Below are 19,012 nucleotides of genomic sequence, written 5' to 3'. Positions count from 1 at the left end.
TCAGCTGATCCCCTCTGTCCACTTCGATTCTTTTCTGCGTCTCCGGTGAAGAGCGAGGCCTGTTATGATGGTGAGAACACATTCGCCGAGTATGACTGCACCCAAGGCGTCATAGATCACATGTTGTTTGATCATTAGCGTGGATACTATAATGGTTGCTGCCCCGGCGGCCACCAAAATCTTGATGGGTTTGCGGATGCTTGGAACCGAGAGAACAGCACGCATAACCAGATAAGAGTGAAGAGAATGAATACTTGGAAAACAATTATAAGGACGATCCTGGCTATAGAGCCATCCGAGAACAGATGCTCCCAGGCCTGTACCCGTCAGTTCCGGGCGCGGTACCATGGTCTGAAAGTTGAAGTAGATCAGATAACATATCCAGACACAGATATTCATGGATAACAAGACACGGTAATACGTCAGGCGATCCTTGGCACACAGGTAAGCGAGCACACCGAATACAAACGGGTACCAGCCCAAATATGGAATGGACATGCCAGGCACGTAGGCAATGATCCGGTCGAGCGGCGAATCAAGCACTACGAACCCGCGTTCTGGACTATTAAGAATATCATAGAACAGCCCCATGACGGCCAAAGACAGCATCAAACTCAATGACAGCCAATAGGATTTGCTTTTTAACAATTGCACAACACCTTACTCCTTTCATTCATGCTCCCTAGGAGCATGACCCCAGCAAATAACTAATTCAAATTTAAACAACAATATATTCTACTACGACCAGCGCACAAATTGAATCCTGATTTGTGTATTTTTGTGTATTTTTTTGACGAAGAAGGAATGCGGAAGTTTCAATGGGCATGATATGATAGAGACACATACGGACGAAGGCAATTTGGCCAGTAAAGTCGGTACAACAGGAGTGAGTGAATGCAATTTTCAAAAATGTTCGTATTGAATATGGGGATGCTTATTACCATTGCATATCTTGCTAGTGTGTTCTATAAATATGTCGTAATACGTACCTCTTCCCGAGTGAAGCAGATCAGTTCCGTGCTTGTCCTTATTTTTGCAGGTTGGATCAGTACGGTTTTTGGGTTTCAACTCACCGATGAAGTGGTCTTTGACCTTCGTTATGTTCCTTTAATTGTTGCCGTTCTAACGTATAGACAACCCTATAGCGTAATCATCGTGGGTATTGGAATTGGGCTGTCGAGGCTGACTTTTGGCATCACGGATGCTACATTGGCGGCAGTACTTAACATGTCTATTTTGGGCGTGATATGTGCAGGTCTGAATATATGGATGAGACGCAGCAACTACAGGCTGATTATTAAAGGAATCCTTGTTACAGTTATCGTCAATGTGGTCAATAGTGTAAACATTGCTATCGTTGGTGTGATCCCGGCTACATACTTCTTTTCACATATTATGCCTTATACACTCCCTACAGGCATTTTGCTGAGCCTTATTTTTGCATTTATTTTACGTGATTTTCAGAATGAACAGAATCGTATTTTGCTGATCCAGAGTACAAACCGGCTATTGTCTGTGCAAAAGGAAGAGTTACAGAAAGCCCAGATTGTACTGGAGGATCGAGCGAAACAATTGATGATTGCCTCACAGTACAAATCCGAATTTCTCGCCAATATGTCCCATGAACTGCGTACACCGCTTAATAGTGTCATTAACTTTGCCCAGATGATCAGCGAGAATGCCGACACGATGGATCAGGAGGATGTTGTACGTTTTGCCAATATGATCGACCACTCCGGGCAGGAACTGCTCACGCTCATTAACGATATTCTGGATCTCTCCAAAGTAGAAGCGGGGCGGCTGGATATTGTACTGGAGGATATCAGTGTCGCACAACTTACAGAAGATGCCATGAGCCACTTTCAGCTCGGTGCTGAGAAAAAGGGAATTCAGTTGGTTCTGGACAAAAAACAGGGACTGCCCGAGACGCTCTGGTCTGATCCCCAGCGGGTTCAACAGATTTTGCGGAATCTGATGTCCAACGCCATCAAGTTCACTCACCGGGGGAAGGTCACGCTGACCGTAAGCACCAAGCAGATTAAGAATGCAGGTATTCAGAATAGATGGCTTATTTTCTCTGTTCAGGACACAGGCATTGGCATTTCTGAGGACAAGCATCATTCCATATTTGAAGCATTTCAGCAGGCGGACGGGTCGATTAGTCGAAAATTTGGCGGTACCGGACTTGGCCTGTCAATCAGTCGGGATTTAGCGAGATTACTGGGGGGATCGATTGAACTGGAGAGCACTGAAGGTAAAGGAAGCACCTTCCATCTCTATCTTCCGTTGGACCGTGAAAAAATGAGTTGACAACCTTCGCGCCGTGAGTAGAATTTGGGATGACAACTAGCATCGACCGGCTTTTGAGACCCGGTCTAAGGAGTGTATCCCCATACAGAAGACGGTCAACGTTAACCCTCCCCCGTTAGCAAGCAAACCACGGCGCAAGGGTTCGACACAACGCACGAATTTATCGATTGCAACATGGGAGGGTGTACCGGCAATTATTTTACAGACCTTGCTGGGAGGCCCGTTTTTAACCGGATTTCTGCTGTACCTTGGGGCCGGGTCGAGACATATCGGCTTTGTGCTCGCGATTACGACGTTTGTAAACATTGCCCAGATCGGAGCAGCTTACTGGATGCAGCGTATTCGCAGCCGTAAACGCATGCTTCTGCTGTTCGTGGGCACTCATCGTATCTTGTGGAGTGCAACGGGACTGATTCCGTTTATATTCCCCAAAGAGTGGTGGGTAAGCGTATATATTGGCGTATACACGGTTGCTTTTATATCAAATACCATCGGCGGTATGATCTGGACTTCACTAATTGGCGATATCGTACCTGCCAAGGTGAGAGGGCGTTATTTTGGAATTCGAAATACGATTCTGAATGCTCTTGGAAGCGTATGCTTATTCGCAGGTGGTATTGTTTTGGACCGTTACCCTGGAGAAATGGGCTTTCTGATCCTGTTTATTCCGGTGTGGATATGTGCCATTGCCAATACAGTCATCTATTTCTTCTATCCGGACGTGGCCTTTGAACGTTCTACCGAAAAGGTTTTCTGGCGCATGTTTATCAAGCCGTTCCAGGATCGTTCTTTCCTGAAAGCAACGCTTTTCCTGGCTGTCTGGTTATTGATCCAGACCTTGATTGTTCCGCTCTATTCCTATGTTATGCTCGATTTATTGAACATCAATTATCAGACGGTATCCCTGATCACGGTAGTCCAGACGCTGGTCATGATGGCCGGGTTCTATGTCTGGGGCAATCTGAATGCCAGATTCAGTAACAAAACCCTGTTGTTTTGGACGTTGCCAGTCATTGCACTCTCCTGTTTGTCGTGGGGTTTAATGTCGTTCATGCCCGTATTGATCGCACTATTTCTATCTCATATCTTCCTTGGGATCGGTGTAGGCGGATTTAACCAGCTGGCATTTAACTTTACGATTGGAGACACACCCAAAAGTGAAAGACCGATGTTTGTCGCGGTGTATTCGGCTCTGACCGGAGTAACTTCGTTTCTCGGGCCGTTGTTGGGTGGCTGGTTGTATGAAAAGATGGAAACCTGGTCCGATGCGCTGGCCTGGATCTCAGCCTATGGATTTCAGGTGGGGGTTGGTGTCGTGATGCTGATTCTGACATTTACCCTTGGACGTCGTGTACTGTTAAAATAGAAACGATATAATTTCAACTAATGAATATTTACACTGGCACTTCGATGACAGAACAACCTTGTAAATGATTAGGTTGATCATATATATCTGGTATGACTTCAAAAAAAGTTGGCGAAGTGGAGGGATGTAATTGAATCGTCTCGAACGGAAAGCCATGGTGATTGGAGCCACGGGGCTTGTAGGTGAATTACTGGTTCATCATCTGCTGGAGCACCCGGCATACAGCCTGGTTCGCGTTCTGGTTAGACGTCCGCTTGAGCTGCAACATACCAAACTGGAACAGCATGTGGTGGACTGGGGACAGCTGGAGAGCCAAGACCACTTATTCGACGGAATCGATGACCTGTACTGTTGTTTGGGGACAACGATCAAAAAAGCAGGCAGTCAGGACAATTTCCGTCAGGTGGATTATCATTACCCGGTTCGTGCAGCTACTATTGCGAAGCAACATGGTGTATCACAGATGCTGGTGATCTCCTCCATGGGAGCAAGTGCAGGTTCCCGGGTCTTTTACAGTCGGACCAAAGGGGAAATGGAGGATGCATTGTCCGATATCGGTTTTCCGTCATTGCATATCTTCCGTCCTTCCTTAATTCTGGGAGATCGAAACGAGAAGCGGTTCGGTGAGCAGATGGCTGCCTATGCCATGAAGTTTCTGGATCGCTGGATGAAAGGCAGAGCGGACAAATACCGGGCGGTCCACGCCGCAACCATTGCACAGGCCATGACAAATATTGCGCTGGTGCAAGCCAAGGGAAACCATGTGTATGCGAATGAAGTCATTCATGTCCTTGGTGTGGACGGGGGCTAAGAAACCTTTGAACGAGCTGTTTGCTCCATGTGTATAGGCAGGAGCGTTTCTCGCCTGAGGTAGATCGTGGTATAATAGGCAACAAAAATGAGTTCGAACCCTGACTCCATGCGCAGCAGGATAACGAACACAAAGGAGAACTCGTCCATGAAAAAAACAATCTCTACCGATCAAGCGCCAGGCGCCATTGGTCCATACAGTCAAGCCGTTGATGCAGGTGATTTCATCTACACTTCCGGACAGCTTGGTCTGAATCCTCAAACGGGAGAGTTCGGCGCAGATGTACAGGAGCAGACACGTCTGTCTTTGAGCAATGTGAAGGCTATCCTTGAAGCAGCAGGTACAAGTATGGATAAAATTGTGAAAACGACGGTGTTCCTGAAGGACATGAATGACTTCGTTCCTGTGAATGAAGTGTATAGCACGTTCTTTGAACAGCCGTATCCTGCACGCAGTGCAGTGGAAGTTGCTCGTTTGCCAAAAGATGCATTGGTGGAGATTGAAGTTATTGCCCTGAAATAGGACAACCTTCATTCGCTGCGGTATACATAAAAAGCCGATTTCAGGTCGAATGACCAGAATCGGCTTTTTGCTTATGTTTTTTCGTTATATTTAAGCGTTATATATCATGGAAACTACTCAATCGCGATCCTGATTACGGGCGAAGAACAGCCATACCGCGTAGATGGCCAGTACGATCGCAATGATGATTGCCGTATAATATACGGAAGTGACATCCTTTTGTTTAAGTGCAATGGCGATATATGCCCATGTGAATACAAGTGGGTATATGCTATCGCGATAACGGAAGCTAACGAGTACAGCCAGCACCATACCGACAATCAGCATAATGATCGTCCAGGTTGGTTCGCTGATACCAAAACCATCCCAGCCAATTTTATATAACAATACAGCTGCATTGACAATCGTTGCCACGCTAATCCATCCAAGATAGATGCTGAATGGCAGCTTCACAAGCCAGATCTCAGCAGTGGTTGGAACAGTAATGGTACGTGTTTTTACATACAGCATGATCAGGCACAACAGAAGCAGTACAATGATCAGTAAAGCGAGACCGGTCTGCAAGTTTTGAAAAGCAAAAATCCAGGCTACGTTAAAGGCACAGCTTGCCAGGAACCAATACCCGAGACGGGTAATCGAGTCCCTTTTCCAGGAAGCAGGCACGAACTGATAGATCACAAACCCTGCCAGCAGCAAGTAGATCAAACCCCATATAGAGAAGGCATAGCCAGAAGGTGTGAGCAGCACAGGATACATATCCGATACTTCTTTATTGGTCTTGCCCCCGATCGGCAGAGCGTTGGAGAGGTAGTTCACGATAATTACAGCGATAAAACCAATGGCGTTTAACCACTTGTACGGATTGTTACGTGACATTGTGTTTCCTCCTTGGTTTAACGAATGAATGAACCACGGGTCAGTCTACAATGAATATACCCAGTTCTTGCACATTCTAATAACAGCCGCAAAAAATTCACAAGTTGATCTTGCAGATTCTTGTGCTCTGCGGCTACGTTGGAACGGTACTCTGTCCCAATGTACGCGAAACCAAACAGAAATATGTCCATGCCCACGATGTCCCACTGGAAGAGGAGGAAGAGAATGCTCACAAAAGAAACGATGGAGCAACAGCAAACCTGGTTCTATGTAGTTGCATTGTTTTTAGGAGCATCGATAGGGCTGAGTAATCCGGTATGGGGGAATGTTTTACACTACACCGTGTCCCCGGTTCTTGCCGTTCTGTTATACAGCATGTTTGTACAGATTCCCTTTTTACAGTTAAAAGAATCCTGGTCCAACCTTCGATTTATGGGGGCGCTACTGGTGGCTAATTTTATCGTAGTACCTGTAGTTGTATGGTTGCTTACACTTGTCTTTCCGCAATCACCAGGCGTTCTGATCGGAGTCTATCTGGTACTGTTAACGCCCTGTATTGATTACGTCATTGTGTTCGCACAACTCGGCAGGGGCAATGAGAAACTGATGCTGGCCGCAACACCTCTTTTATTTGTTATACAAATGATCTTGTTGCCGTTTTATTTATGGCTATTGATGGGTACCGAGGTGGCACAGATCATGCAGGTAGGGCCGTTTGTAGAGGCTTTTCTGTTCCTGATCGTTATTCCACTGCTGCTCGCTGTTGTTACACAAGTTTTCTCCAGAGGTAAAGTGAGCGGGGAGCGGGTCATGAATATGACGGCATGGCTCCCGGTTCCGATGATGGCACTAGCGCTAATCGTGGTTGTCGCTTCCCAGATTGGCAAAGTCTACAATGATATGGCGATTATCGTGAACGTGATCCCAATCTACGTTGCTTTTCTGATCATTATGCCTTGGATATCTCGGATCATTGCTAATGGGTTTCGATTGAGTCCAGGTGCAGGGCGGGCGTTGATTTTCAGTTCAGCCACACGGAATTCGCTGGTTGTTCTACCGCTGGCCCTCGCACTGCCGCCAGAATGGGCAACTATAGCTGCGGCAGTCATCGTTACACAGACGATGGTGGAACTTGCAGGGGAGCTAATCTACATTCGACTTGTACCTGCGGTGATTTTGCGGGATCGGTAAGCGTACTAGGGTGTATCTATGTTATGATATATTACAATTAATAAAACCATTTTTGGTAAATAAAAGGGGGAGGTGGGAATCCCTATTTATCGGAAGATTATGTTCTACCTGGATATTGTCCTATTACTGTTCAGCTTCATCTATTTCCCCATAGTAGCTCATAAGACAGGAAATAATATGGCTTATGGATTTATGGCTGTAATTTTAATAGGTACAATCTCTCGGATCGTATCCTATCTGAGAAAAGAAAGAGCCAACAAGTCGTCATGATCTATGCTATTTTTTGTAAAAGTAAAATTAAAAGAGTACTTCCGATGGGCCATGCCGGGAGTACTCTTTTTAATTCGGATCAGGTACTCGTTACGTACCAGCCTCCAATAATGTTTTACGATATTCCGCTGGCGTGATGCCCTCCATCTTTTTAAACACTTTGCTGAAATACTTTTCATCCTGAAATCCAACCATCTCCGAGATTTTGGCGACACGCAGGGAAGGATTTTGTAGTAACAGCTTGGCGTTGTTGATCCGCAGTTTGCCCAGATATTCAGACCAATTCAGACCAAATTGCTGTTTGAATTTACGGGAGATATACTCCCGGCTCAGATAGAAACGCGCGGCAATCTGCTGTAAGGACAGGTCTTCCTGATAATGGGCGTCCATATAACGTGCAATCTCACTCATGGGATCAGGATTGGCGTGGTGATGAGCGGTGAGCGCCTTTCCTGCAGCAAGCAGTCGTTGTTCCAATAATGAACGAAGCAGGGGGAAGGATAACAGTCCTTCAGCGTCCAAAGGTAACTCGGCAAAGGGAATAGACTGTTCCTCCGTCACTTCTTCCTCTTTGAATGACGAACCTGCCGTATCATCAAGCCAGCGGCTCAGCATCCATTCCAGCTCCTCGATCCATTGCTGGATCTGCTCAGCACTGACAACCTCAAGATCAGTAATCGGGTCAATCCACTCGGCGACCGCAGTAGCTACACTGGAAGCTCGGCAACTCATGGCTGCCATACGCAGGGGTTCTTCATGGGCGGTCAAACGCCTGATTTTATTCCCATTTGATGATTCCACGGAGGCATGGATTCGCTGTTTAATTTGCACAGCATTACGTCGCCACAACCTTGAACTTGCTTCCAGATAGGCCGCCGAGATTCCGCCAGGGTAGGACTCACAGGTGGAGATGCCAAAATGAAGCCGGCGCTGAATCGTCTGCTCCAATCCATGATTGACCTTGTCCAGAATATGTTCCAATGAAGTGGATGGACCCCAATGCAGCAGAACAATCTCGTCTGGTTGATCCAACTGGCGAAACATTACGCCTTCGTCTGGTGTGGATAACATCTCGGCACAGATATTGAGTACCGAGAACACAAGCAGGTCGGGTTGACTGCGGTATTTTGCCAGACAATCTGCATCCAGATGGGACAGGCTGGTGACAGCGACACTACAGACAGAGATTAGACGGGGGAGATTTAACTCATCCTGTAATCGCTGCATGTGTGATTGGCTGCTGCCTCTTCCGACGGCAAGTTCGGTGAGCAGACGATCCTGGTAGTGGGGGCGCATTCGATTAACGACAATGGATTGCCTGGTGGATTGTATCCGAATGGCGTCTTCCTCTTCCCAAGCTGTAACGGCCTTTAATAGAGATGCATTCAGCTCATCTGCTTCCACAGGTTTCAGGAGGTAGTCCATGCCACCATGTCTGATTGCATGCCTCACGAGTTCAAAATCATCATATCCGCTGATAACCAGTACCTTGCTGTGCGGGGTATGAGCCGATATCCATTCAAGTAATGCCATACCGTCCTTGCCCGGCATACGCATGTCACTGAGTATGATTTGAGGTTGATGTGCCGTGATGGCGGCGATGGCTTCATCCCCGTCTGCTGCTTCAAGTAATGTATCAATGCCAAACTCTTCCCAATGACCAAGCAACCTTATGGCATCGCGGACATGTTTTTCATCATCTACAAGCAGTGCCTTCATGTTGTTCACTCTCCCGCGTATAGTTTAACCGTGATCTTCACACCATTGGGTTCCCGATTGTTGATCTCAAGCCTGGCTGAGTGACCGGGATGTGAGTTCAATTGAAGTCGGCGTATTACATTTCGTAGACCGATGGATTCAGACTCGTCGGATTCTTGTGTGGATAACCCGGTTGTTGTATGACTTTGATGTAGCCATCCGCGGATCTCCAGTAATTTATCTTCAGGTATGGAGGGGCCGTTATTATTCAGTTCTATTTCAATCCAATGATCATTGATCCGGCGGCTGGATAGGGATATGTGACCTTTGCCAGGCTGAATATCCGCTCCATGTTTGAAATAGTTCTCAATTAAAGGTTGTAACGTCATTCTTGGCATTTCGACAGACAGGGTATCTTCGGCAAAATCCAAATCCACCTCAAGGCGGTCACCAAACCGCTCCTGCTGCAGTTCCAGATATAATCGGGCATGCTCCGCCTCTTCGCGTAAGGTCACGCAGGTCTGATCCCGCATGCTGTAGCGCAGCATTTTGGACAGGCTAGAGAGTAGTATATACGCCCGTTGTCCCTGCTGTTGAAGGGCAAGTGTACCGATCGATTGCAGTGTGTTATATAGAAAATGCGGATGAATCTGCGCTTGCAACGCTTTGAGCTGATTTGTCTTATTGGCGATCTCGAGTCGATATTCCCGCAAAATAAGATTATTTACCGTATCCATCATATCCCGGAAATGACGAGCGAGCACCCCGAATTCATCTCGGCTGGATAGATGGATATCCACATGCAGACGCCCGGCTTGAATCTGGTTCATATACCGCATGAGTTGCTTGAGCGGACCTGTGATTCGGATGGAGATAAACAAGGTTGCAATAATGACTAATACAAGTGCTGCAATGGCAATCATTGCGTTATTCCACGTGAGTGTGGTCGCCCTGGCGTATAACGTCTCATTCGGAATCTGTTTGACGATGGTCCAATCGGCGTATGTGCTGCCGAGTTGTTGGTATACATACATGGATCGATCCTGTTCAAAATGTCCTGCGACATTCTGGGCTGTACCTTCGCCAGATCGTGCGATATTCAGTTCACTAGCCGTTTCCTCTCGCAGTGCATCCGTATGATTGACCTCGGAACGCCCTTGGTAAATGATCTGATTCTGACCATCCACCACATAGATCTGTTCCTTAGCCGGATCATACAGCCTGCCACAGATTGCTGCAATGGTATTCATATTCAGATCAATGGCGAGTACACCCAGACGCTCGGTGGACGGAATATCCTTGATCACCCGATGCAGGGTAATGACCGTTCTGGCAGGGTCATCGGGGGAGGCAGCCTTGAATCCGTACGTGTGACTCATATGGGCCGATTCCACCCAGATATCCGGGCTGTCACCGCCTGTTTTTCCATGAAGGGAGCCGGAATAGGCCTGTTTGCGTTCCTCCCGCTTCGGAAAGGGATTGGTAATTAAGGTGGATTGATTGGCGGCAAAAGAGTGCAAATACAGCTGGAATACATCCGGCACAGCCGCGCGTATCGTCTGCAAAGTGGTGTACACCTCGGCAACCGCACGATAATCACCAGGAATTTTTGCCAAGTTACGCAGAAAGTTCGGGTCGTTATACACAGCGAGCGACGCTCTGGCCACGTTATCCACATAGTTGTTGAGATTGGTAGACGCTTGGTAGATCAGGCGTTTGTTCTCTTCAACAGCCTGTTCCCGCAGGGCTGTCTTGGTCTGGATAAATGTCATGCTGATCGATGCGAGCAGTGGAAGTGTGGTAGCAATGAGCATAAAGGCAATCAATTTGGTGCGTATACTGTAGTATTTGGACATCGGAACACCCCTTCTGGTTGCAGGTTAAGAAAGGACAATATTTTACCCCCAACTGTTCACAAGGGTCGGTGTTTCCCTCGGCGATAATGGGGTTTAATAGAAAAAGAGACCAATTTCATCCATCTATAGAAGGGGAGAACGATATGAAGCATCGCAAATCTTCACAGCTGTTACAGCAGCTTGTGTTCGTGGGTCCCTCCATCGTGTTTTTTATTCTCATCATCGTGGTCCCTTTCCTGCTTGGCATGGTGTATTCCTTCACGGACTGGAACGGGGTATCCGAGAACATTAATTGGGTAGGGTTCGACAACTTCGTGCATGTTTTTGTGAATGATCCCAAGTTCCAAACGGCGTTTTGGTTTACGGTGCGCTTCACCGTGGTTGGTGTGGTGCTGACCAATGTGATTGGCTTTTTCCTGGCGTATTTCCTGACCAAACCGCTCAAGACGAGAAACATTCTGCGTACGATCTTTTTTATGCCTAACGTGATCGGTGGGTTGTTGCTCGGCTTTATCTGGCAGTTCATATTTGTGAAAGGGTTTTCAGCAGTAGGCGATGTAACAGGCTGGTCCTTCTTCAACCTTCCTTGGCTGGGAGACGAACCAACCGCCTTCTGGGGAATCGTGATTGTGTTTGTATGGCAGACTGCAGGATATCTGATGGTCATCTACATCTCATCTCTGACAAATGTATCCCCTGATCTGCTGGAAGCTGCCGAGATTGATGGCGCAAGTCGCTGGCAGGTACTGCGGAGCATCATTCTTCCGCTCATTATGCCGGGTGTAACGATCTGTCTGTTCCTGGCGATCTCCTGGTCGTTCAAAATGTTCGATCTCAATCTGTCACTGACCAAAGGTGGACCATTCGGGTCAACAGAGTCGGTTGCACTCAATATTTACAATGAAGCTTTTGTGAATAACAGATATGGCATCGGAACCGCCAAAGCGCTCGTGTTCTTCGTAATCGTTGCCATTATCACCATGATTCAGGTACGTCTGACGAAGAGCAAGGAGGTAGAAGCCTAATGGAGACGACGAAAAATTACCGCTTCAGTACCATTGTAACCGAGATTGTCATGGTACTCATTGGACTTTTATTCCTGGTTCCGTTTTACTTCCTGTTTGTGAATTCGGTCAAAACCTTCGGTGATCTGCTCACCAATTCGGCTGCATGGCCGGAAGTGTTCCAGTGGGGCAATTATGCGAACGCCTGGGAGAAAATTAACTTCCCGTCGGCGCTGATGAACTCGCTTATCGTTACGGTAGTCAGCAATCTGTTGCTTGTGCTGATCAGTTCCATGGCCGCGTACCGAATGGTTCGCAGCGATACCCGGTTCAACCGGATTTTGTTCGGCATGTTCATTGCCGCCATGGTGATTCCGTTCCAGTCTATCATGATTCCACTCGTTACTGTAACCAGTAATCTGGGCCTGATCGATAGCCTTGGCGGACTCATCATCTGTTATCTCGGTTTCGGGGCACCGATGTCAGTCTTTCTGTTCCACGGATTCGTGAAATCCGTCCCACTGGAGATTGAGGAGGCAGCCCGGGTGGACGGAAGCTCGGTCTATGGAGTGTTCTTCCGGATTGTATTTCCACTCATGAAACCGATGTATGTAACCGTCATTATTCTGAACACACTCTGGATCTGGAATGATTATCTGCTACCATCCCTGATCCTGCAAAGCTCCAACCTGCGTACAATCCCGATTGCGACCTTTGCACTCTTCGGACAATATACGAAGCAATGGGATCTGGCCTTGCCAGCACTTGTGCTCGGCATCATGCCGATCATTATCTTCTTCCTGCTGATGCAGAAGTATATCATTCAGGGGATTACCGCTGGATCAGTTAAAGGGTGAGGGTGCGAGGGAAGGGTCGCTGTGGGAGAGTGCGAGGCAGGGTCGCTGCGGGATCAAGTTGCGCTTTCGGTCGCTGTTGCTCCTCGGTGGCCTGAATGGATTGGGGCAAGGAAGCCACCGAGTATCAAAGGCGATCGCTCCGCTCCTACATCACATCCTGATCCCTTTGCTCCCACCTCGCATGGAGGTGGGCAAAGGGAGTCATGCCCGCATAGCTTGGGCATGACTCCTAGGGAAGAGAAAGCATCGATAAAGAGAAATGACCAAGAAAGACGCTTGTATAGCCAGGAACTTCTTCTGCAGAGTGAAGTGATGGTATGCTCCTTTTTCAAAGCGCTAACGAATCCACCGCATCTTAATAGGTGGATAATCAAGGAATACAAATTGTAACGAATCTCAGCAACGTTATTCGGGTACAAAACGGCGTCAGAGCCTTAAAATTCGACCAAATCGACGAAATAATGTCGCTGTGATTCGTTAGTATGGGAACCTGTGCAAATAGGAGCGAATAACGTGCGCTCGGTTCGTTAGAATGAAAACACGCTTCAAAGGGAAGGTTCTCGCCACACACAAACTGTTATAATGAAACTAATATAGGGAGAGTGTATGTATGAAAAGAATGACCAAGTTGACGTTGCTTATGCTGATTGCTTTTTCGGTAATGCTCGCGGGTTGTGGCAATGGAGACAAGAGTGGCAGTCCGGTCAACACGGATGCACAAGGTGGTGGTGAGGCTGCTGCTGGAGATAAAACCATTAAAATCTTCCAATTCAAAGTCGAAATTGCGGAAGCGCTCAATCGTCTCAAAGCGGAATATGAATCCTCCCATCCAGGCGTCAAACTGGACATTCAGACTGTAGGTGGCGGCAGTGACTACGGTGCTGCATTAAAAGCCAAGTTTGCCGCTGGCGAACAACCGGACATTTTCAACGTAGGTGGTTATCGTGAGCTGGATACATGGCTTGAATATCTGGAAGATCTGTCTGGAGAAGCATGGGCGAAGGATGCACTCGAAGTAGCCAAAGAGCCAATGACCAAAGACGGCAAACTCTACGGACAGCCGCTCGCGCTGGAGGGTTATGGTTTCATTTATAACAAAGACCTCTTCCAAAAAGCAGGTATTACCGAAATTCCAACGACACTGGAACAATTGGATCAAGCTGCACAGAAACTTCAAGCCGCAGGCATTACCCCATTCTCTAATGGATATCAAGAGTGGTGGGTGCTGGGCAATCATAACGTAAACGTCGCATTTGCAAATCAGGCAGATCCGGTGAAATTCATCCAAGGACTCAACGAAAGTACGGAGAAGATTCCTGGCAACCAAGTGTTCGCCGACTGGATCAACTTGCTCGACTTAACGCTGAAATACAGCAACAAAAACCCGCTGACAACCGACTACAATACGCAAGTTACGTTGTTTGCGAGTGGAGAAGCGGCGATGATGCAACAAGGAAACTGGACTCAAGTACAGATCGATGGAATCGATCCAGATCTGAATCTGGGTATCCTCCCAATGCCAATTAACAATGAACCCAATGACAAATTGTTTGTCGGCGTGCCGAACTATTGGGTTGTGAACAAGAATTCCCAAGTGAAACCGGAAGCAAAAGAGTTTTTGGAATGGCTCGTAACTTCGGATATCGGGAAACAATACATGACGAAAGAATTCAAATTCATTCCGGCGTTCAGTTCCATCACGGCATCGGAAGAGGATCTGGGTGACCTCGCCACAGAGATCATGAAGTATAGCCAGGAAAATAAAACACTCAGCTGGAACTTCAACCGTTTCCCTGAAGGGGTTCCACAAGAGTATGGCAGCACGATTCAGGCTTACGTTGCAGGCAAATCGGATAAAGCCGGATTGCTCGAAGCATTGCAACAGAACTGGGATAGTCTGAAAAAATAATCTGGATCATGGACGGTATCCACAGGTTACCGAAAACTGTTCAAAATTTTTGGATAGAAAAGTTAGTCTATCGGATATAAGTTAATTGAAACGGGCCAACCATTCAGGTTGGCCTGTTTTTGTTTTTCCGAGGAGCCAAAAAGTATTCGCTGGAAAAATGATAGATGGTAATATCCCTGAAATGTGGATAACCGAAAAGTAGTTTAAGGATCTCATGACGTATTTAACACAGAGTTAATACTATATGTGGATATCCTGTGTGTATAACACTCTAAATGTGGACAAGTATGGAGTAGTTTGAGTGGGAGGTCCTCTTTTGTTAACAGAAATACTTGTTTTCAACTGACTAGTACTGTATAGTTCTAAGTATGACAAATCCAAAAATGAACACGGGACCTGCCAAATCTAAGAGTTCCAGTCCGGTGAACCGGACCAAGGCAGTTGAAGTGGCGGCACAATTATTTCTGCGTCAGGGGTACAGCTACGTCAGCATGGATGAAGTCGTGCGAGTGAGTGGGGTATCCAAGTCGAATATTTATTATCATTTTAAAAACAAGGAGGAACTGCTCCAGGCCGTGGTACAATACTGGATTGCCCAGTATGAGTCGGAGCTGTATCTGCTGCTCAGTCAGCGTGAGCGAGGAGTGGAGGAGCGTATCTACTCATTCATGGCATTACTGTCGGCAGGCATTGAGGGCCGAAATTACGAAGGGAGCTGTCCTTTTGTTACGTTATATATGCAGACACCGGACAGTGCACCCCAAGTGAAGGAAAGCATATCCAGATTCTTTCGTGAGCTTAGACCTATGGTGGAGAAGTTGTTTCAGCAAGGTTTAGATCGCGGTGAATTTCGCAAAGAAATTGAGCCGGGTCCGGCTGCGTTGTTGTTTATTGCAGCACTGGAAGGTTCGCTAATCCTAGCGGGAACTGCCCGTGATGTTGGGATTATAGAACAATCGGCACGTACGTTTTGTCAGATGCTTCGTTAATCGAAGCTCTTTTTTTGAGTATAACTAGTACTATATAGTACTAAAAGGAGCTGTAACAGAATGATTGTACATACTAACCGTGTATCCAATGAAGAAAACACAGCAGCACATTCAACAAATATGAATCAGGTAATAAGCAAGTCTGATATTGCAGACACGACCATTTTTATGACAGGAAGTACAGGTTTTATCGGCAAAGAGACGGTCAAACAACTCACGCAGGGAGACGTACAATTGCTCTTGTTGGTTCGTTCGGAACAGCGAGCCAGAACTGTGCTCAAGGCTTATGGAGTGAAGGATTTCAACAGGATTACCTTTATTAAAGGTGATTTGTCCATGTCGGGTCTTGGCCTTACCGCAGCAGATCGGGAGCGTGCTCTTGAAGCAAATGTGATCATTCATGCGGGTGGAACGATGGACGTCACTTTGGAACGAAAAGTAGCCGAGCAGATATTCATGAACGGGGCCAGAGAAGTGGCACAGCTAGCACAGGAAATTCACCGTACTCATGGATTGAGACACTTTATCCACGTTGTTGGTTATATGAGTCCTTATGGAGAGCGGATTGAACAGGGGAATTATCTCCAGGTTGAGCATGTGGATAACAATGAAAGTGCGTATGAAGAGATGAAGTTCCATGCCGATCTGCACATTCGCGAGCATGCAGAACAGCATCGTTACCCCTTATCCGTTGTAAATCCGAGTACAGTGGTTGGACCACGTCCCACAGGTGAAACGGAGCAAACGGGTGGGATTGGGCTGCTCATTCAGGCGATTCAGAAAGGACTTATGCCAGTAGTGCCGGGAGGTTCATCCTATTGGTTACCGCTTGTGGAGAATGACATTGTTGCACAGACGCTTGTTTTTCTATCCAGGGAAGCCGCTCCAGTCGGAGGAACTTATCCACTGTTGGCGCGGAGGGAAGACAGTCCCAATATGAAGGAACTGCTGCAACTCTTGGCGCAGCAATTGGACGTACCCAAGCCCAAAGGGGCTGTGCCACTACCATGGATTCAATGGATCATGAAATCAGGTGGTTCACGCATCAGTGGTGTTCCAGCGGAGTCGGTTGCTTTTATTACCAACAGGTCATTCCCGGTTGAAGAGACGGAGGCTCTGTTCACACGTATGAGGCAATCCTGGCCGGATATCCGGGAACAGCTTCCGCTGGTTACAGCCGACCTGGATTATCGTCTTCGGTATACGCTGTTACCTGAGGGTTCTCCGACAGATTATATTCGGTCGCGAAGTGGAAATATGGCTATGCTTGGTTGGGAGGGCGAGGGAGAGCCTTGGATTATTGTACATGGTTTGCTTCAATCTGCGGATGAGATGTTACCGTTAGGAAAACAGCTTAGGGACCGGACCGGGAACCCGGTATGGTTAATCGATCTCGCCGGATTCGGACGGTCCCCGGTGCATCAGGGAGATGAAGCGTTTGAAGGTCAGGTGAATGCACTGCTTACGGCTCTTGGTGAGTTTGAAGGTCCGGTGAAGCTGGTTGGTCATTCGATCGGGGCTGCTATTGCAGCTGCGGCACAGATGCGTAGCGGGCGGACAGACATTCGGCTGGGGTTGCTTCAGCCAGTTGCCAACAATTCGAATCCGAATGTCCTAAGATGGGTTTCCCGTTTGCCAAGAGGGGTGATGCGCTCCCTGCTGCGTGGCAGATCGGAGAAAAGTTGGAATCAAATGTTCAGTTCACATAGCGGCGTAGGCGACATCAGTGTTATGGCCGATACCATGGGCAAGAGAATACGCTCCAGTCTCCAGTCCCCTCGTATTGCAGGAGCACATGCAGACTTGTTGCGCTGGATTCACTCGGGTCAGAGGAAAGGCGCCAGATCAACGTTGTGGGCGGAAATGGAAAGTCAGCATTATGCCAAGAATGTATTAGTTGTGTGGGCCAATCAAGATCGGGAATATCACTTTCCCCAGGATATGAACTCACAGGTCAAACGGATAGATGTACCCTATGGACATTACTTTCCGACGTTTCAGTATAAGGAAACAGCTGCAATCCTCGCCGAATGGGCCGATACCTTGAGGTGAGTTCAGGTTTGGACATGCAGGAATCCCATGCCAATTGTCGAAAGGGTCAAGTCGACTTTTGAGAGCTGAACCAAAGACAGGAGAGATGAATGTATGAGCAAGCAACGTGTGGAAATCAGTAAAAATGTGCTAAAGGAATGTCTCGGACTGCGCAGCGGAGAGAATCTGGTGGTTGTCGCAGACGATATGAAACGGGATCTGGCTGAATCCATCTATGAGGCAGGAAAAGCACTTGGTGCAGAGTCTGTCCTGTTAATCATGGAGGAACGCAGCAGATCTGGAGAAGAGCCACCTGCTCCGATTGCAGAGGCCATGATTCGAGCAGATGTAGCCGTGTGTGTAACGAAATATTCATTAACACATACCCAGGCACGCAAAAAAGCCGCTGCTTCAGGGACCCGAGTGGCAACAATGCCCGGCATGACAGAGGATATGTTTATGAACGGAGCCATTACAGCTGAATATTCGCAAGTAAAGGCGTTGACCGAGAAGGTAACGGCTCTATTAACCGCAGGTCGCCATGTGCGAATAGAGAAGCAGGGCCATAGTCTTTCCTTTTCCATTGAAGATCGTAACGGTGTACCAAGCACAGGTATGTATTTGAACCCTGGTGAATCGGGCAACTTGCCGTCAGGAGAAGCCTATATTGCTCCCGTTGAGGGCAAGGGCGAGGGCAGTATTGTTGTAGATGGTTCCGTTGCTGGAATTGGGGCACTCCGTGAACCGATGCTATTAACCGTTAATGAAGGACGGTTGGTGTCAGCCGAAGGACCAGAAGGGGCTCAATTACTGGAAACGCTTGGTGAGGGCGATGGTCGTTTTCTCGGCGAATTCGGGATCGGTACCAATAACAAGGCACGAATCACAGGTGTGGTGCTGGAAGATGAGAAGGTGTACGGGACAATTCATGTGGCCTTTGGCAGCAATAACACATTTGGTGGAACGATTGCCGCGGGTGTTCATATTGATGCAGTTGTACAAAAGCCGGACGTGTACATCGATGACAAGCTGATCATGCGTCAGGGTGAATTGGTCGAATAACTACAGCGAAGGAAATTGGGCATGTCCACAACGTGTCCACAGTAATGGATAACTGAAGCGGAAATTCAGATTTTACGTCAGATTTACAAACAAATACACAACATGTCCACATTAAATTAATGAATATCCACATGAAACGCCAAAGATATCCACAGCATGTGTGCAATATGTGCACAACTTATCCACAAATCAGGTATAACTCGTGTTTTCATGCGATAAAACAGTCGTTTTGGAGTAATTAAACAAGTTATCCACAGGAA

General features: G+C 47.4%; 15 protein-coding genes. 11 read left to right on the top strand and 4 right to left on the bottom strand.

What is annotated here, in order from left to right:
- The gene (locus QF041_RS17850; protein WP_307415172.1) at positions 1-654 is read right to left on the bottom strand and encodes a phosphatase PAP2 family protein; all 654 of its coding nucleotides are present in this window, start codon (positions 652-654) and stop codon (positions 1-3) included.
- A gap of 240 nt (positions 655-894) precedes the next feature.
- On the opposite strand from QF041_RS17850, the gene QF041_RS17845 reads away from it, so the two are divergent.
- The 4 genes from QF041_RS17845 to QF041_RS17830 all read left to right on the top strand — a co-directional run bounded on the left by QF041_RS17845 (position 895) and on the right by QF041_RS17830 (position 5,009).
- Complete coding sequence (locus QF041_RS17845; protein WP_307415171.1) at positions 895-2,310, top strand: sensor histidine kinase; 1,416 nt, start codon at positions 895-897, stop codon at positions 2,308-2,310.
- Between the two features lie 208 nt (positions 2,311-2,518).
- Positions 2,519-3,676, top strand: a complete 1,158-nt coding sequence (locus QF041_RS17840; protein WP_307415170.1) for an MFS transporter — start codon at positions 2,519-2,521, stop codon at positions 3,674-3,676.
- Positions 3,677-3,806: 130 nt separating this feature from the next.
- The gene (locus QF041_RS17835; protein ID WP_307415169.1) at positions 3,807-4,487 is read left to right on the top strand and encodes an oxidoreductase; all 681 of its coding nucleotides are present in this window, start codon (positions 3,807-3,809) and stop codon (positions 4,485-4,487) included.
- Between the two features lie 147 nt (positions 4,488-4,634).
- Entirely contained in the window at positions 4,635-5,009 is a 375-nt protein-coding gene (locus QF041_RS17830) for a RidA family protein (RefSeq protein ID WP_307415168.1), read from the top strand.
- A gap of 117 nt (positions 5,010-5,126) precedes the next feature.
- Here the strand turns inward: QF041_RS17830 and QF041_RS17825 are convergent, their stop codons facing one another.
- Complete coding sequence (locus tag QF041_RS17825; RefSeq protein ID WP_017690869.1) at positions 5,127-5,885, bottom strand: tryptophan-rich sensory protein; 759 nt, start codon at positions 5,883-5,885, stop codon at positions 5,127-5,129.
- A gap of 225 nt (positions 5,886-6,110) precedes the next feature.
- Here QF041_RS17825 and QF041_RS17820 point away from each other — a divergent pair, with 225 nt between their 5' ends.
- Positions 6,111-7,076: an arsenic resistance protein gene (locus QF041_RS17820; RefSeq protein WP_307415167.1), complete on the top strand. Its 966-nt coding sequence runs from the start codon at positions 6,111-6,113 to the stop codon at positions 7,074-7,076.
- Positions 7,077-7,436: 360 nt separating this feature from the next.
- Here the strand turns inward: QF041_RS17820 and QF041_RS17815 are convergent, their stop codons facing one another.
- Both QF041_RS17815 and QF041_RS17810 read right to left on the bottom strand, forming a co-directional pair.
- Entirely contained in the window at positions 7,437-9,065 is a 1,629-nt protein-coding gene (locus QF041_RS17815; RefSeq protein ID WP_307415166.1) for a response regulator transcription factor, read from the bottom strand.
- Between the two features lie 5 nt (positions 9,066-9,070).
- The gene (locus QF041_RS17810) at positions 9,071-10,900 is read right to left on the bottom strand and encodes a cache domain-containing sensor histidine kinase (protein WP_307415165.1); all 1,830 of its coding nucleotides are present in this window, start codon (positions 10,898-10,900) and stop codon (positions 9,071-9,073) included.
- A gap of 143 nt (positions 10,901-11,043) precedes the next feature.
- Here QF041_RS17810 and QF041_RS17805 point away from each other — a divergent pair, with 143 nt between their 5' ends.
- The 6 genes from QF041_RS17805 to QF041_RS17780 all read left to right on the top strand — a co-directional run bounded on the left by QF041_RS17805 (position 11,044) and on the right by QF041_RS17780 (position 18,752).
- The gene (locus QF041_RS17805) at positions 11,044-11,925 is read left to right on the top strand and encodes a carbohydrate ABC transporter permease (protein ID WP_017690864.1); all 882 of its coding nucleotides are present in this window, start codon (positions 11,044-11,046) and stop codon (positions 11,923-11,925) included.
- Entirely contained in the window at positions 11,925-12,761 is an 837-nt protein-coding gene (locus tag QF041_RS17800; RefSeq protein ID WP_307415163.1) for a carbohydrate ABC transporter permease, read from the top strand. Before QF041_RS17805 ends, QF041_RS17800 begins: the two co-directional genes overlap by 1 nt.
- Positions 12,762-13,371: 610 nt before the next feature.
- Entirely contained in the window at positions 13,372-14,670 is a 1,299-nt protein-coding gene (locus tag QF041_RS17795) for an ABC transporter substrate-binding protein (protein WP_307415162.1), read from the top strand.
- Between the two features lie 422 nt (positions 14,671-15,092).
- Positions 15,093-15,659 (top strand): TetR/AcrR family transcriptional regulator, encoded by a 567-nt coding sequence (locus QF041_RS17790; protein WP_036607516.1) that lies wholly within the window; start codon positions 15,093-15,095, stop codon positions 15,657-15,659.
- A 60-nt stretch (positions 15,660-15,719) separates the two neighbouring features.
- Entirely contained in the window at positions 15,720-17,711 is a 1,992-nt protein-coding gene (locus tag QF041_RS17785; RefSeq protein WP_307415161.1) for an alpha/beta fold hydrolase, read from the top strand.
- Between the two features lie 93 nt (positions 17,712-17,804).
- Positions 17,805-18,752 (top strand): aminopeptidase, encoded by a 948-nt coding sequence (locus tag QF041_RS17780; protein WP_307415160.1) that lies wholly within the window; start codon positions 17,805-17,807, stop codon positions 18,750-18,752.
- Positions 18,753-19,012: the final 260 nt, after the last annotated feature.

This window comes from Paenibacillus sp. W2I17, assembly GCF_030815985.1.
GTDB lineage: Bacteria > Bacillota > Bacilli > Paenibacillales > Paenibacillaceae > Paenibacillus.
Note: the sequence above shows the minus strand (reverse complement) of the source record. Positions and strands in the feature narration are given on the sequence as shown.